We start from the raw sequence: 14,507 nt of genomic DNA on the forward strand, positions 1-14,507 counted from the left end.
CGCCGCGGCGAGAGCTGGTGCGAATGGGATGAACTTTATCAGCGTCGACGACCATGTGGTAGAGGCGCCCGATCTGTGGACGCGCCGGCTCTCATTCCAGCGCTGGGGTGCGCGTATCCCCCATCTGGAGAGTGCTTCCGACGGCAGCCAGGAATGGATCGTGGACGGCGTTCGCGTGCCGCTGCTGGGTAACGGATCAGTGGGCGCGCTGATGCGCGATCCGCTGGCCAGTCCGCGCACGTGGGCCGAGGTGCCGCGAGCCGCCTACGATCCAGCTCTGCGGTTGCGGGCGCTGGACGACGACGGGGTTGATTATTCGGTGCTCTATCCGGCAGTGGCGGGTGTGGCTGGCGAGACTTTTGCGCGTGTGATCAAAGACCCCGAACTGGAGCTGGCCTGCGTGCAGGCCTACAACGATTGGCTGATCGAGGAATGGGCCGGCTTAAACTCGCGCTTCATTGCCCAGTGCTTGGTGCCGCTGACCCCGGTGGCGGCAGCGGTCGGCGAGTTGCGGCGCGCGGTCGGGCGCGGCCACAGGGGGCTCATCTTTCCCGCTGTGCCCAGCATGGTGCGCGAGAGCGCGCCCCACATCAACGATCCTTGCTACGATCCGATTTGGCGGGCTTGTGAAGAGTTGGCGGTGCCAGTCTGTTTTCATGCCGGGTGCGCACCGCAACTTCAGCTTCCTCATTACCCCGGCTATTCCTCCCGCCTCAACGTCGCCTTCGAAGCGCTCACCCGACCGGTCAGTTGCGTCCTGCCGCTGACCAACCTGCTGCTGTCGCAAATCCTGGAGCGGTTTCCCGCTCTCAAGGTGGTCTTCGGCGAAAGCGCGCTAGGTTGGCTGGGCTTCGATTTGGAGACCACCGAATGGTTTTTCGCCACCTATGCTCTGGCCGACCAGATAGCCTACAAGCTAGGTCCGATACAAGCTTTTCGCCGCCAATGCTTCGCGGTGGCGTGGTACGACGGCAACCTCGGGGTGCTGGAGCGGGCCTGCGAATTTCCCGGGGTCGAAAATCTGCTGTGGTCCACCAATTTCCCCTTGGCCATCTCGTCCTGGCCCAATAGCCGCGAGCAACGCGCCGCGGTTGCCGCCAAGCTTCCCCCCGATCAGCGCGACCGAATCTTCTGGAGCAACGCCGCAGCGCTCTACCACCTGGGCTGACGCGTGGCGCCGCCCAGTCGATCCGGCCTCGGTGCTCTGTTCGATCGCCGCGGGAAAAGGTAACGTCTGGCGATGGCTGCGTCCTTTAAATCGCGCCAACGCGCCAGGTTGCCTCAATTGGAGGGCGATGCGCGGGCCGGAGTATCCTGGCAACCAGACGATCGGTGGTTGAGCGATCGCGGCCAGCCCGCGGCCAGACTGGTGATCCGATCGCGCGCGCCCTTGCGTCTCGGCTTGGCGGGCGGGGGCACCGATGTCTCGCCCTACTGCGATCTCTACGGCGGCGCGGTGCTTAATGCCACGGTGGATTTATATGCCTACGCCACGGTCGAGGTGCTGGCAGAGCCTCGGGTGGAATTCCTCTCCGCTGACCTGGACGATCGCGTGGCCTATCCTGCACGCGCAGTTCTGAAGGTCGACGGCCGGCTAGACCTGTTCAAACACGTCTACAACTACGTCGTGCGCGAATACCACGGCGGCCGGCCGCTGCCGGTGCGGGTCTCGACCCACGTGGACGTGCCGATGGGCTCGGGTTTGGGCGCATCCTCCAGCCTAGTGGTTGCGATGCTCAAGGGGTATGCCGAATGGCTGGGCGTGCCGCTGGGCGATTACGAATTGGCTCAAACCGCCTATCGCATCGAGCGCTTGCAGGCGCGGCTGCCGGGGGGAAGGCAGGATCAGTACGCCGCCGCCTTCGGCGGTTTCAATTTCATGGAATTCGGGGCCCAAGAGCGCGTACTGGTCAATCCGCTGCGAATCCGGGAGTGGGTCGTGTCGGAACTGGAAGCCTCTTTGGTGCTGTTCTACTGCGGTCGTTCACGAGTCGCCGAGGCAATTATTGCCGAACAGGTGCGCCACGTTCGCCAGGGCGAGGAGGTGGCGTTGGCGGCTGCCCATCAGGTCAAGCAGGAAGCTTTTCGCATGAAAGAATGCCTGCTGCGCGGAGACTTCGCGCGGATGCACGAGGTGCTGCGCGAAAGCTGGGAGGCCAAGCGGCGCATGGCGGCGGGGATCTGCAGCACGCGCCTGGAGACGCTCTATCGGCGCGGACTGCAGGCGGGTGCCTATTGCGGGCGGATTTCGGGTGCCGGCGGGGCTGGCTTCATACTGTTTTTGGTCGATCCCGTGCGCAAGGCGCGTCTATGCGCCGCCTTGCGCCAGGTCTATCGCCAGGGGCTGGTTTTCGGCTGCCATTTTACCAGCGCCGGTACGCAAGCCTGGCGCGTGCAATAGCAGCTAAGGCTCGTATCCGCCCGCGCGCAAGTGGGAAGGGACAGAAAGCGAAGGGCGCCTCTTGGCGCGGGCTGGGCCTCGCAGGGGTGATTGGCGCGCGCGCCGGCCGATCTCCAGGTGCTCATCGGCATCAGGGCAGCTTGCTATCAGGCAAGCGGGTGTCGCCTTTTTTCATCCCGAATTTTTCCAAGCGATACTGCAAGGTGCGGTAGCTCATGCCTAGCAGCTTGGCGGCCTTGGCGATCACGCCATCCGCGCGCTCCATTGCCTGCATGATCAGCTCGCGCTCGAAGTGGTCGAAGTTGATGCCTTCAGCCGGGATTTCGAAATGGTCGGCTCGCGCTCCCGTGGCGGCGCCTGCGCCGGGGCGGCCGATCGCCTTGCGAGCCAGTACTTCGGCGGGCAGATCGCGCGGCGTGATGCGGTCACCATCGCACAGCAGTACTGCGCGCTCGATCGCCGATTCGAGCTGACGGATATTGCCCGGCCAGGAATAATCCAATAGCACTTCCATGGCCTCCCGGGAGACTTCTTTGACCCGCCCGCCGGCCAAACCGCTATACTTGGTCAGAAAGTGGTTGGCCAGGATGGGGATATCCGAAGAGCGTTCGCGCAACGGGGGCAGGGTGATCGTGACTACGTTGACCCGATAGTAGAGGTCTTCGCGAAAGCGCTGTTCGGCCACCTCCTCGGCTAGATTGCGATTGGTCGCTGCCACCATCCGTACGTCAACCCGGAAGGATTCGTTGCCGCCCACCCGACGCACCTCTTTTTCCTGCAGCACGCGCAGCAGCTTGGCCTGCAAGCCCACCCCCAGGTCGGCGATCTCGTCCAGGAACAGAGTGGATTTGTCGGCGGCCTCGATCAGTCCGATCTTGCGCTCGGTGGCACCGGTAAAGGCGCCGCGCTCGTGGCCGAACAATTCATTCTCGATTAGGTTGTCGGGAATGGCCGAGCAGTTGATAGCGATGAAGGGGCGCGCGGCGCGGGGAGAGAGCATATGAATGGAGCGCGCGATAATCTCCTTGCCGGTGCCGCTCTCGCCCTGGATCAAGACGGTGGAGTTGGAGGCGGCTACCTTGCGCACAATCTTGATGACCTCCTGGATCTCGGGGGCCTGACCAACGATGCCGTCGATCGTAAGTTTGCCCTCCAGGCGCCGGCGCAGCAGCAGGTTTTCCTGCTGCAAGTTGGCCAGTTCGGCGGCCTTGGCCACGGTCATTACCAAGGTCTCCCGATCGGTGGGTTTGGTCAGATAGTAGAAGGCCCCGCTCTTCATCGCCTTGACCGCGCTGTCGATGGTGCCGTGCGCGGTGACCATCACGACCTGAGTGGCGGGGTACTGCGGGCGGATGCTGGCGAGCAATTCCTCGCCCGACATCCCCGGCATCATCAGATCGGTCAGCACGACGTCGAAGCCGCCCAACGCTAGCAGCTCCAGGGCGCGCTTGCCGGCGGCGGCCTCCTCTACCGCGAAGTCCTCCTCGCGCAGGATTTCGGCCGTGATCTGGCGCTCCAGATCGTTGTCTTCGACCACCAAAACTGAAGCTTTTTTCATAATTGCTGCAACGTCGCGCGGCTGTCGCCGAGCGGGAACCAAAAGCTTACCCGCGTGCCCGGCGGCGGTGAATTGGGAGCGATGGAGATCCGTCCGCCGTGACTTTCGACAATCGCTTTGGACAAAAATAGGCCGATGCCGATACCTTCGCGTTTGGTGGTGAAGAAGGGCTCGAACACCCGTTCGGCGACCTCAGGATCCAAGCCGCTGCCGGTATCGCTGAAAGAGACCTGCAAACCGCCCTCGGCACGCTGGAAGTCGATAGTCAGACGCCCGCCATCGGCCATCGCCTGTACCGCGTTGGCCACGACGTTGAGAAAGCAGGTGCGAATCTTCTCTCCGTCCAGGGACAGGATGACCGGCTCCGCCATCCCCTCTTCGACTACCTCGATCTGTTGTGCCTTCAGGCGCGACTCGCTCAGCGCCAGGACGTTGCGCACCAGCGCGGTCAGATCGGTCGGAGCGGGCCGGATTTCGATCGGTTTGCCGTAATGCAGGAAGTTTTGAATCAGACCGGAGAGGCGATGAATCTCCTCTTTGATGATGGCGATCTGGCGCAGATACTGCTCGCGCTCGTTGCCCAGTTGACCGGCGTAGCGGGTGCGCAGTTGGTCCACCGCCAGGCTGATGAAATGCAGCGGGTTTTTGATCTCGTGGGCCAGGCCACCAGCGAGTTGACCCAAAGCGGTAAAGCGCTCCAGCCGGTTAAGCTCCTGCTCGCGCTCGCGAGCATGGCGCAACTGGCTGACCATTTCGTTGAAGCTGCGGGTGAGCAGCCCGATCTCGTCGCGTCGGCGCACCGCCGCCACCGGTTCCAGACCGCGGGCCGCGATATTCTGGGCGGCAGCGGCGACCCCCTTGATGGGGCGCGTATAGCGGTCGGCCACGGCGTAGGAAAAGACGATTCCGACCGCGAAGATGACCAGCGCCAGGGTAATCAAGCGGGCCCGGGCCTGGCGCAGCAGATAGGTGTAGTCGCCAAAGTTGGCGACCACCTGCACATAGCCCATCAAATGGTCCTCGACCACCACCGGGATCAGGTACACCGTGCTCTCGCCGCCCAGTGGATCGAGGTCGTAGGGGGCCGGCCGGCGCGCGTCCAGGCCCAGCCGCTCGGTGTTGACCACCTGTTTGGAACGTGGATTGAGCGAGGCTCCAATCAGCCTGGGATCGGAGCTGTTGATGATAAGGTTTTCGTTGGAGGCGATCGAGACTTCGATATTGGGGTTATGCAGGCTGCTGACATACTTGCGCAGCCGTTCCTGGTCGGTGCGATCCACCGAAGTCAGCTCTTGCACGCTGATCTGGATCGCGCCGGCCAGTTCCTTGACGTTTTGCTGAGTGGCGGCGGCGATGGCCTGTTGCGTGCGCAAGCTTATCAAAACCTCGGCGCCCAGTGTGGCGGCCAGCAACACGACAATGATGACCACCAGCTTGGCTTTGAGATTTAAGGCGGGAAACCGCAGGCGCATCTTCGTTTCGCTTCCGATCGGCGCCCTCCTACTAGAGCATTCGCGAGAGGCGGTTGCGGCGGGCGCGCGCCAGTAACAGCGCGCGCATCAACCATACCACCAGCGAGAGCGCCACGGCCGCCAGTAACAACCGATCAAAGCCGCCCAGATAACGGGTCACGGCCTCGATCTGATTGGCGAACAGGTAGCCCAGGGAAACCATCAAGGGCACCGAGATCAGGGCACCAGCCAAATCGTAGATCAAAAAGCGCCCCGGCGGTACGCCCAGCGAACCCGCGGTCAGATAAATCAGCGCCCGTACCCCGGCCAGAAAGCGGCCGTAAAAGACCGCGCGATGGCCGTGGCGATGCATGAAGTTTTGCATCCGGGCAATACTCTGGCGGTAGTTGGGATAAACTAAGCCGACATATCTCACTAGCCCGCTGCCCAGGTGACGGCCCAAAAAAAACAGCGAACAGTCGCCCCCCAACACTCCGACCAGCGACACCGCCAGGGTGGGCGGATATTGAATCACCCCGCGATGCACCAGAAATCCCCCCGCCAGCAGTGCCACGTCCTCGGGTAAGGGCAAGCCCAGGCCGCACAACAGCAGCACCAGGAGCAGACCCAAGTAGGTGAAATGCTGAATGTATGCGGAGACTAACAGCACGCAGCGCTAACCCGCCGCTTGCCCGTACATCACTGCCAGGGTGTGGCGCATCTCCGCTACGCCCTGCCCGCGCTTCAGCATCGCGGCCGCGTCCAGCGCCTCGTGCATGCAAACCGGACAGACCGAGGCATGGGTGTCCTTGAAGCAATCGAGCAGGCTCTTATGGTGGGCAAACTCGGTGCATCCGCAATAGCAGTGCAACTGGACCAAAATCTCCGGATGATCGCGTGCCATGGTATAGGCTTGGCGAGCCGAGCCGTTGAACAGGCTGGGATCGAGGGTTTGGCCGGCCACGGAGCGGCCGGCGGTGACCCAGTATACTACCGCCACTACCAAGGCGGCGCCCACCGCGATTGCCAGCGATTTGGCCGAAGCGGTCTTCATATTCCTCACACTATAGCAGTTTAAAGCATTTGCACGACGTGGGGCGTGCGGCTGACAAAAGAATACAGCGCGGCCGGTCGATGGGCCCCGTGCTGTTTTGCCGATAGTTCGCGCAGGATGCGCATCGCCAGAATGCGGCGGCGGAAATTGCGTCTGTCCAGTCTTCGCCCCAGTAAGGTAGCATAAAGGTCTTCTAATTGCTTAAAGGTAAAAATTCGTGGTAAGAGCGCGACCGCAATATTGCTATACTCCAGCTTGGCGGTCAGCCGGCGCAAGGCATAACGCGCCATTTGCTCGTGATCGTAAGCCAGCGGCGGCAGCCGGGCGCCGACCTCGAACCAGCCGCCCGCGCTGTACTTGGCGTCGGGTGCCCCCACGATCGCCGGATCGGGCAGCAGCGCGACGTAGGCGACCGAAACCACATGGGCGCGCGGGTCGCGGGCGGGGTCGCCGAAGCTGAACAATTGCTCCATATAAGCCCCGCTCAGGCCGGTGGCGGCGCGCAGCTCGCGCTGGGCGGCGTCGTCCAGGGTCTCGCCGACACGGACCAACCCGCCGGGGAAGGCCCAGCGTCCGCGTAACGGGCCGCGTTTGAGTTGCACAAGGTAGGTCTTGAGCCGGCAGTTTTGGACCGCGAAGACCACCGTGTCCACCGCCACTTTAGGACGCGCGTAACGGGTACGTTCGCGGGTGGCGCGAGGTGGACCGGCCGCCAAGCGGGGGCTTTCTAGTTCCTGCATCGACGCGCTGGCATGCCGGCCGTCGCCGCGTTCCCTAGGCGGACAACTCCAGCATCCGCTCCAAGGCACGCCGGGCGCCGGCGCAAACCTCCTCAGTCAACTCGATGGGGTAGCGCATCTGGCGCAAACTTTCTACCACCCCGGCCAAAGTCACCATTTTCATGTAATGGCAGAGCTTGCAGGCCTTGTAAAAGCGCTTGCCGGGCAGTTCCAGCAGCAGTCGCTCCGACAGTCCGCATTCGGTTACGATTAGGAATTCGCGCGCAGGACTTTGCCTAGCATAGCGCACCATGGCGCTAGTGGACAGCACCGCGTCGGCCAGCTCCAGCACGTCGGCTCGGCATTCGGGATGGGCCAGGACCTGGAGCGCCGGCAGTGCGCGCTTGATGCGCTCGACCTCGGCCCGCGTGATCTGATGGTGGACGTAACAATTGCCCTCCCAGGAGATGATCTGCTTGGAGGTCTGAGTTTGGACGTAATTAGCCAGATTGCGATCTGGTACAAACAGGATGTGCTCGGAATCCAGCGCCTCCACTACCGCCACCGCGTTGGACGAAGTGCAGCACACGTCGGAGAGTGCTTTTACCTCGGCGGTGCAGTTGACATAGGAGACCACCTGCAGGTCGGGGTAGAGCGCGCTCAGCTCGGCGCGACGTACGGCCAGGGCGTCGGCGTCGATACTGTCGGCCAGCGAGCAGCCGGCACGCAGATCGGGCAGCAACACGGTACGCTGAGGATTGAAGATCTTGGCGGTTTCGGCCATGAAGTGGACGCCGCAGAAAACGATCACTTCGGCCGCGCGCACCGCTCGCGCTTGGCGGGCCAGTTCCAGCGAATCGCCGATAAAGTCGGCGACCTCGAAAATCTCGGGCCGCTGATAATTGTGCGCCAGAATCACCGCGCGGCGCGCCGCCTTGAGGGCCTTGATCTCGGCGATCGCTTTGGCATGCTCGCGGCAAGCCACACGATCGTAGCCGGGCTGGTCGAGTGCGCGGAATTTATCGTAAAGTTGTTCGGCGGCACTGTCGACGGTGGTTTCCATGGCGGCTCACTCCCCGCGTTTGGGCGGGCTTACTTTGCGTCAATTGTACGCATACTAGCAAGCTCTCGGGGCGGCTCACAAGGCGGCGCTGGTGCGCCAAGCTCGGATAAAGAAAATGCGGAACATCGAAATCAAGGCGCGCCTGCTCGACCGACCGGCGCTCTCGCAAGCCCTGACCAAACTGGGCGCGCGGCGGGTTGCTAACTTTACCCAGGTTGATACCTACTTCGTGGTTCCAAGCGGCCGGCTCAAATTGCGTCAAAGCCCAGGCGATCCGGACGTCCTCATCTTTTACCGCCGCGATAACCGTCGCGGCCCCAAGCCGAGCGATTATTACTTGGCGGCTATTGGCCCGGAACAGAAACTTGGGGAACTGCTGGTTGCCGCGCTCGGCGCGCGCGTGGTGGTGCGCAAGCAGCGTGAACTCTGGCGCTGGCACAACGTCCGCGTCCATCTAGACGAAGTGGAGGGGCTGGGCGCGTTCATGGAATTTGAAGCGCAAGTGGATACCGTCAACGACGAAGCCCTATGCCAACAGCGTACCCACGAACTGATGGCAGCGTTGGGACTGGCGCCTTCGGATCTGATTGCCGGCTCCTATGCCGATTTGCTGGAAGCCAATCAGTAGTCTAAAAAGGCGGCTTCTTTCCTGAAATCTTCTTCTCCCGAACCATGAGGGGAGTGCTCGTGGTTCTGTGACCGATCCCGCGCGCGGATGTAAAAGCTGAAGCCGTGCCGTCGCGGCCTATTTTTCAGAGCAGTTGGCAGTTGCTACGCGCGCTCCTGAAGCACGACGAGCAGTTTGCGCATAAAGATCGGCCGGCCGGGCATTTTGCCCTTGCCGCGATCGAGCAGATTCTTGGACTTCGCTCCGCGACGGTGCTGAAAGTTAACTGTCACATTCCACGGACGGAATGCTGAAATACCGCCGTATTAGTTTAGCGCTTGGTTGCGCGGACCTGGGTCCGAATTAGGCGGCCGTGTTCGTAATAATCTACGCTGTCGGCGACACCGCAGCCGTCGGAGTCGTGCTCGACCATCGCCAGCTTGCCGTTGCGATAAATTTCGACGGTTTCGGGCTTGCCATGGAAATTATTGTCGCGTACCACCCGCGCCAGTTTGCCCCCTTGGTACTCTTGTATTAGATCCATACGGCCGTCGTGATTGCGATCCTGCTCAACCTTGACTAACTCGCCGTGGTCGTAGATTTTAATCAGGTCAGCCTTGCCGTCGGTGTTGGTGTCGAACGCATCTTCGGTTTTGGAGCCGATGAGATAGACCCATTCCTCGATTTGTCCGTCGTGATTGCGATCATAAGTCGCAATCGGAGCGGGAGAGCGGGTGCAGCCGAATAACCCGATCGTGAGACTGATGCAAATCAGCGATAAGTTCGATAAACGGACAACCATGGCTTCGCTGGTGCGGCGATTTTTGGCGCAGGCCGCGGTTATACTGCTGGCGCTATTGATAATTGTGCCGGCGCTACCCATTACAATCAGCCGGTCCGACGAACCTGACTTGCTGGCCCCGCTTTTCTTTGACCATATCAAACTTACATTGCCTGTCTATGGCGCGCTCCCGAAGCTTGGACCCAGCAGCGCGATGGCGGCGGATTTGGCTGGACGTCATCTGGCGCCGCCCGCCAGGGTCAGTCACGCTTCAGACTTGCCTGCCAAGAGACATACACCGTTTTCGAGCGCGAAGCTTTTTGTTTGGTGTTTAGCAGGCATCGCTCAGCCGCGCGCGCCACCTCTTTTAAGTCCACTTTTCGCAAAATAGTCATTAGTTCCAGACCTTAATCCGAAGTTGTTCGGGAGGCCTTCGTTTGCCCGCGGCTTGATCGACTGCACGCCGGATGGAGCGCCATTCCGAGTGCGCACGGGTGATTGACGATGCGATGCGATTTTTCGCTATGCCGCCGGCGTTCGGCGTGGCTGAAAACAGCGTGGTTGCTATTTACTGCCTTTTTCGCCGCGGCCATTCTTCAACCCTGGCAGGCCCGCGCCGATAGTATTTGGGGGCCAGCTACCAGCGGCCCAAACTTCACCGGCACGGCAGAGGTTGAGCCGCTGGGCTCCTGGTATTACGAACCGTGGGCCTACGGTTACCATGACCTGCGCTATGGGACTTGGGAACTGGCGATGCCTCAGCGCTTTGCGATCGGGTTGGGGCATCAGCTGGAGTTTGACTTTTATCCCAACTTCATCCTCAATACTGCCCAGCCGCCGACCACCCCGCCGGGCAAATCGGCTACCGATATCGGACTGGGCAACATCCATTTCGAGTTCAAGTATGGGTTGACTACCGACGCCGACACCTATCACTTGCTGGCGAGGCCAGCGCTGTCGATTAAGACCATAACCTGGATACCCACCGGCAACTATCAGAACTTGAACCCCGCCGCCTACAATACCGATCAGTTCGGCAACGGCACCTGGAATCAAGGTATCGGCCTACTGTTCCGCAAACGCTTCAAACCGTTCGAGCTGTATGGCGAAATTGACGAGATCGTCGAATTCCCCACCGAGGTTCACGGCGGCTATCAGTTTAATAACGGCATTGATCAACTGCCCTTTGGCCAGTCGCTGCACATGACCGACGGAAATCTGCTGTATTGGGGCTTTGCCTTCGAGCATGTGATCAACGCGGAGTATGGACTGGGCTATGTGCTGGAATTCACCGGTCAGTGGCAAAATCGCAACAACTTGTTCTTTGGCCATGCCAACGCTCCCCCCTGGTCCTACTGGTGGGCCTCGCCGACCGTGGAGGCTACCTGGCCGAGCACTCAACGCTATCAGGTTACCTGGGGTCTGGGTGCGCTACTCCCAGTTTACGAATGGAAATTTCCGCAGAGTATCGGACCGATCTTTACCGTGACTTTCTACTTCAATGGCAAATACGGCCGGCGCGGTGAATAGCCAAGGTCACCGCGCACGCCACGCGGGCTATGGCGACCGGCGTGCTTCCCAGCCGTCCTCTCACGCTGGTGAAGCAATTGTCCATGGTTCGGACGGGAGCGGCCGCTCCGTATGAGCCGGTTAATGGAGGCTATCCGCGGCCTTTTCCAACCCTGCTGCACTAGCCAATCACGGCATTTTGGGTGAGGGGTTCGGTGGGGAGCAGGCGGCTCAAGGGGGCACATCGGAATATCGCCATCGCAGCCAAGGCGAAGAGCGTGGCGATTATCGCGAAGCCCTCCCGATAGCTGTGGGTGAGGTCAAAAATCCACCCGGTTATTACCGGTCCGACCATAAATCCGATTTGCGAGAGGACCAATAGCAGGCCGTGGATCGAGCCGAAGCGTTTGACTCCCAGCGAGTAGGCCTGAACCACGGGTGCAAGCACGATCGTTCCGCCCAGCGCCGGACCACCTAGCAGCACATACACCAGCACGGAGATGGGATGAGAAGGGCTGGCCGCGCCCAAAACCAGGATCGCGATCGCCCCAGCGATGAAGCAAGCACCCCAGGTGACGCGGGCGCCGATCCAATCGGCGATGGCGCCCAGGCCCAATTGGCCAGCCGCCTTGCAGGCCAAGGCCAGGCTCCAGAACGAAGCCGCCACGGCGGTGGCAAAGCCGCCCGCCACCAGGCTGGGAATAACATGGGCGATTTCGGCGGAGAAGCCGAAAGCGGAGCAGAACCACGCCGTCGCCAGATACCAGAATGAGCGCGTACGCAGGGCCTGAGCCAGCTCCAGCCCGGGCGGGGCGGTTTGGGGCTGGGCCCTGCCGGCGGTATTTACCACCGGCAGGTCGCGCATGCACAGCAGCACGATGGGCACAGCGACCAGCAGCATCGGCAAGGCCAGCGCCACATAAGCTACGCGCCAGCCTTGGTGGTGGCCGTAATGGACCAGTACGTGAGCGGCGATCAATGTCATCACCATTCCGCCGGCCGACTCACCGGCGAAAATCAGGCCCAGCAGCTTGCCGCGTGCCTGCTGGAAAGAGCGTGAGATCGTGAAGGCGGCGCACAGGTTGGTGCCGGCGATGAGCCCCGTGCCGAGCAGGGCGTAGCCGACCAGCAGGTGGCTAAAATCCTGGGCCCGGCTCAGGAATAGCATCGACAACCCACACAGCCCTAGGCAGGAGGCCATGATCCACTTGATGGTAAAGCGATCGAGCAGCCAGCCGACGAAATAGCTGGAGATGGCAGAGGTCAAGCCGCTTATCGCAAACAGTGTGGAGACGCGCGCGCGGGTAGTGTGGAAGTAACTGGCTAGAGGCAGGACGAAAACTCCGCCGGTATAGAAGCCGCCGCCAAATACGACGAACACCGCCACCAGCAAGGTTGCGACCACCAGCCATTGTCGTTGCCGTAAGCTGTGCATGCTCCTCCTGGCCGGTGCCGATGGCTGGAAACGAAAGCAACCTGTTGGTTGTGCCACTTGCCGGTGCCAGCGGCAAGGCCTTCGGAGAGCGATTTCCGATAGCGATGAGATAAATTCGGCTTTACAGCCGTGCGGAGGAGATGTTATCGCACTATCAGAGTTCGTGGCCTTGCGGAGAGCGGAGCACTATGAAGCGTAGCACCAAGCGGATTCTTACCACCCATGCCGGCCGTCTGGACGGCCCTGCCGATTTGGCCGCGATGACGCGGGGAGTGGGAGCGATGCGAGCCGCCGACTTGCAGGCGGCGATGCCGCGGGTACGCAGCGCGATGGTCGAGGTCATCCGCGAGCAGGCGGACTGCGGCATCGATATCGTTAGCGACGGCGAATTGGGCAAGTTCGGTTTCGGCAGCTTTGCCTACTACGAGCAGCGCTTGAGCGGGTTGACCTTAAAGACCCTGAACGAAGGCGAAGCCAACTCCATGTCACAGGCAACCGGCGAGCGCATCGAGTTCGCTGATTTCTACCGCGCTACCTACCCCTCCCGCGAGCGGCCCCGGCAGCGCATCGTTTGCACCGCTCCGCTTGCCCATATTGGCCAGGCTCAACTCCAGGCCGACATCGAGCGCTTCAAATCGGCGCTGGCGGAATCGGGGTGCAAAGTTGAAGAAACTTTTATGACCGTGCTGGCGCCGGGCTGGCTGGAGCATTTCTTCTACAATCAATACTATCCCAACGACGAGGCCTATCTGTTCGCGCTGGCCGACGCGATCAAGCCCGAGTACAAGGCTATCGTCGATGCCGGCCTGATTCTGCAGGTGGACGATCCGGCGCTGCCCGACACCTACGACATGATCGTGCCCACCCCCGAAATCGAGGATTATCGCAAGTTCGCCGAGGTACGTGTTGCGGCGCTCAATCACGCCCTGGCCGGCCTACCCGTCGATCGCATCCGCTATCATATCTGCTGGGGGAGTTGGCATGGTCCGCACACTCACGACCTCCCGCTCAAGTACGTCATCGACCTGCTGCTGAAGGTCAACGCCGGTGCCTATTCAGTGGAGGCGGCCAATCCCCGCCATGAGCATGAATGGAAGCTTTGGCGGGAGACCAAGTTGCCTGCGGACAAGATTCTGATTCCTGGTGTGGTGAGCCACGCCAGCAACGTAGTCGAGCATCCCGAGCTCGTGGCCGATCGAATCGTCCAGTACGCCAAGTTGGTGGGGCGCGAGAATGTAATCGCAGGCACCGATTGTGGGATGGGCGGCCGGGTCCATCCGCAGATAGCCAGGGCTAAGCTTAAGGCGCTGGCCGAAGGCGCGGCCCTGGCCAGCCGCGAGCTTTGGGGCTAGCGGCTAAAAGCTGTAGCGCTTGCCCACGGCCAACGGAGCCAGGGCCGCGTCGCCAAAAGCGCTGGCCAAGGCCACGGTCGCGCGCCATCCGGTGCAATGGCCGGTGGCGATCACGGCCAGCTCGAATTGCGCGAGGGCGGTCACGGTATCGGCAATAATGTTTTCATTGGGGCCCGACAAGTGCAGGCCGCCAGCCACCGCGTAAAGCGGGACCGCGGGAAAGCATTCGCGTGCATGACTTAGCACGTTGATAACCCCGGCGTGCGAGCAGGCCGTGAATACCACCAGCCCCTTGTCCTTTACCTGTACCGCCAGGAAGCGTTCATCGCGCAACCAGGGATCGGGTTCCCATTGGCCGGCGGCGCTTTTTTGATAATGGGCCGGCAGCCCTTTTTCGAAGGGAGTTACCCGCGGAATCTCGCCGCTTACAAAGAACATTCCGTCCAGAAAAGTCGCGCTCTCAGTTAGAGTCAAAACTCTAGCCCCGCGCGCCGCCAGCGCCGGCGGCTTGGGCACGTCCTTGGTGGGTAAAAAGCCGCCGCTGGGAAGGCGGCGCGCGCGGCGGCCGAACATCCCC

The 14,507-nt window shown here is 61.6% G+C and carries 15 protein-coding genes; 6 read left to right on the top strand and 9 right to left on the bottom strand.

Annotation, left to right across the window (positions count from 1 at the left end; translation table 11 throughout):
• Positions 1 to 28: 28 nt before the first annotated feature.
• Together VKV28_04950 and VKV28_04955 are read left to right on the top strand one after the other, a co-directional pair.
• Positions 29 to 1,168: an amidohydrolase family protein gene (locus VKV28_04950; GenBank protein HLH76138.1), complete on the top strand. Its 1,140-nt coding sequence runs from the start codon at positions 29 to 31 to the stop codon at positions 1,166 to 1,168.
• Between the two features lie 168 nt (positions 1,169 to 1,336).
• The gene (locus VKV28_04955; GenBank protein HLH76139.1) at positions 1,337 to 2,401 is read left to right on the top strand and encodes a hypothetical protein; all 1,065 of its coding nucleotides are present in this window, start codon (positions 1,337 to 1,339) and stop codon (positions 2,399 to 2,401) included.
• A gap of 130 nt (positions 2,402 to 2,531) precedes the next feature.
• Here the strand turns inward: VKV28_04955 and VKV28_04960 are convergent, their stop codons facing one another.
• Genes VKV28_04960 through nadA form a run of 6 tightly spaced genes read right to left on the bottom strand, consistent with a single transcriptional unit; the run spans position 2,532 to position 8,246 of the window.
• A complete protein-coding gene (locus tag VKV28_04960) occupies positions 2,532 to 3,959 on the bottom strand; it encodes a sigma-54 dependent transcriptional regulator (protein HLH76140.1) in 1,428 nt (475 codons plus the stop codon).
• The gene (locus VKV28_04965; protein ID HLH76141.1) at positions 3,956 to 5,431 is read right to left on the bottom strand and encodes an ATP-binding protein; all 1,476 of its coding nucleotides are present in this window, start codon (positions 5,429 to 5,431) and stop codon (positions 3,956 to 3,958) included. Before VKV28_04965 ends, VKV28_04960 begins: the two co-directional genes overlap by 4 nt.
• Positions 5,432 to 5,462: 31 nt before the next feature.
• Positions 5,463 to 6,080, bottom strand: a complete 618-nt coding sequence (locus tag VKV28_04970) for a DedA family protein (protein ID HLH76142.1) — start codon at positions 6,078 to 6,080, stop codon at positions 5,463 to 5,465.
• A 6-nt stretch (positions 6,081 to 6,086) separates the two neighbouring features.
• Complete coding sequence (locus tag VKV28_04975) at positions 6,087 to 6,464, bottom strand: CYCXC family (seleno)protein (GenBank protein HLH76143.1); 378 nt, start codon at positions 6,462 to 6,464, stop codon at positions 6,087 to 6,089.
• 20 nt (positions 6,465 to 6,484) lie between these two features.
• Positions 6,485 to 7,204: an NUDIX domain-containing protein gene (locus VKV28_04980; protein ID HLH76144.1), complete on the bottom strand. Its 720-nt coding sequence runs from the start codon at positions 7,202 to 7,204 to the stop codon at positions 6,485 to 6,487.
• Between the two features lie 34 nt (positions 7,205 to 7,238).
• The gene (nadA, locus tag VKV28_04985; GenBank protein ID HLH76145.1) at positions 7,239 to 8,246 is read right to left on the bottom strand and encodes a quinolinate synthase NadA; all 1,008 of its coding nucleotides are present in this window, start codon (positions 8,244 to 8,246) and stop codon (positions 7,239 to 7,241) included.
• 115 nt (positions 8,247 to 8,361) lie between these two features.
• Here nadA and VKV28_04990 point away from each other — a divergent pair, with 115 nt between their 5' ends.
• Positions 8,362 to 8,874: a class IV adenylate cyclase gene (locus VKV28_04990; GenBank protein HLH76146.1), complete on the top strand. Its 513-nt coding sequence runs from the start codon at positions 8,362 to 8,364 to the stop codon at positions 8,872 to 8,874.
• 310 nt (positions 8,875 to 9,184) lie between these two features.
• Here the strand turns inward: VKV28_04990 and VKV28_04995 are convergent, their stop codons facing one another.
• A complete protein-coding gene (locus tag VKV28_04995; protein HLH76147.1) occupies positions 9,185 to 9,655 on the bottom strand; it encodes a hypothetical protein in 471 nt (156 codons plus the stop codon).
• Between VKV28_04995 and VKV28_05000 the strand changes: the two genes are divergently transcribed.
• Together VKV28_05000 and VKV28_05005 are read left to right on the top strand one after the other, a co-directional pair.
• A complete protein-coding gene (locus VKV28_05000) occupies positions 9,654 to 10,025 on the top strand; it encodes a hypothetical protein (protein HLH76148.1) in 372 nt (123 codons plus the stop codon). The two genes, VKV28_04995 and VKV28_05000, sit on opposite strands and share 2 nt — an antisense overlap.
• A gap of 170 nt (positions 10,026 to 10,195) precedes the next feature.
• Positions 10,196 to 11,164, top strand: coding sequence for a hypothetical protein (locus VKV28_05005; protein HLH76149.1), 969 nt, complete (start codon positions 10,196 to 10,198; stop codon positions 11,162 to 11,164).
• A 160-nt stretch (positions 11,165 to 11,324) separates the two neighbouring features.
• Here the strand turns inward: VKV28_05005 and VKV28_05010 are convergent, their stop codons facing one another.
• Positions 11,325 to 12,578 (bottom strand): MFS transporter, encoded by a 1,254-nt coding sequence (locus tag VKV28_05010; protein HLH76150.1) that lies wholly within the window; start codon positions 12,576 to 12,578, stop codon positions 11,325 to 11,327.
• A gap of 188 nt (positions 12,579 to 12,766) precedes the next feature.
• Here VKV28_05010 and VKV28_05015 point away from each other — a divergent pair, with 188 nt between their 5' ends.
• Positions 12,767 to 13,930 carry a cobalamin-independent methionine synthase II family protein gene (locus VKV28_05015; protein HLH76151.1) on the top strand — a complete coding sequence of 388 codons (1,164 nt, stop codon included), beginning with the start codon at positions 12,767 to 12,769 and terminating at the stop codon, positions 13,928 to 13,930.
• A 3-nt stretch (positions 13,931 to 13,933) separates the two neighbouring features.
• On the opposite strand, the gene VKV28_05020 is transcribed toward VKV28_05015, so the two are convergent.
• Positions 13,934 to 14,507 (bottom strand): MBL fold metallo-hydrolase (locus VKV28_05020; GenBank protein ID HLH76152.1); only part of this gene is annotated, 574 nt, incomplete at its 5' end.

It is taken from the genome of Candidatus Binataceae bacterium (assembly GCA_035294265.1).
Taxonomy (GTDB): domain Bacteria; phylum Desulfobacterota; class Binatia; order Binatales; family Binataceae; genus DATGLK01.

What these genes read in the sequence shown, in the direction of transcription:
- VKV28_04990 (HLH76146.1), top strand. Translation starts at nt 8,362, where the DNA reads ATGCGGAACATCGAAATCAAGGCGCGCCTGCTCGACCGACCGGCGCTC.
- VKV28_05015 (HLH76151.1), top strand. Translation starts at nt 12,767, where the DNA reads ATGAAGCGTAGCACCAAGCGGATTCTTACCACCCATGCCGGCCGTCTG.
- nadA (HLH76145.1), bottom strand. Translation starts at nt 8,246, where the DNA reads ATGGAAACCACCGTCGACAGTGCCGCCGAACAACTTTACGATAAATTC.
- VKV28_04980 (HLH76144.1), bottom strand. Translation starts at nt 7,204, where the DNA reads ATGCAGGAACTAGAAAGCCCCCGCTTGGCGGCCGGTCCACCTCGCGCC.
- VKV28_04965 (HLH76141.1), bottom strand. Translation starts at nt 5,431, where the DNA reads ATGCGCCTGCGGTTTCCCGCCTTAAATCTCAAAGCCAAGCTGGTGGTC.
- VKV28_04960 (HLH76140.1), bottom strand. Translation starts at nt 3,959, where the DNA reads ATGAAAAAAGCTTCAGTTTTGGTGGTCGAAGACAACGATCTGGAGCGC.
- VKV28_05010 (HLH76150.1), bottom strand. Translation starts at nt 12,578, where the DNA reads ATGCACAGCTTACGGCAACGACAATGGCTGGTGGTCGCAACCTTGCTG.
- VKV28_04975 (HLH76143.1), bottom strand. Translation starts at nt 6,464, where the DNA reads ATGAAGACCGCTTCGGCCAAATCGCTGGCAATCGCGGTGGGCGCCGCC.
- VKV28_04950 (HLH76138.1), top strand. Translation starts at nt 29, where the DNA reads ATGAACTTTATCAGCGTCGACGACCATGTGGTAGAGGCGCCCGATCTG.
- VKV28_05000 (HLH76148.1), top strand. Translation starts at nt 9,654, where the DNA reads ATGGCTTCGCTGGTGCGGCGATTTTTGGCGCAGGCCGCGGTTATACTG.
- VKV28_04995 (HLH76147.1), bottom strand. Translation starts at nt 9,655, where the DNA reads ATGGTTGTCCGTTTATCGAACTTATCGCTGATTTGCATCAGTCTCACG.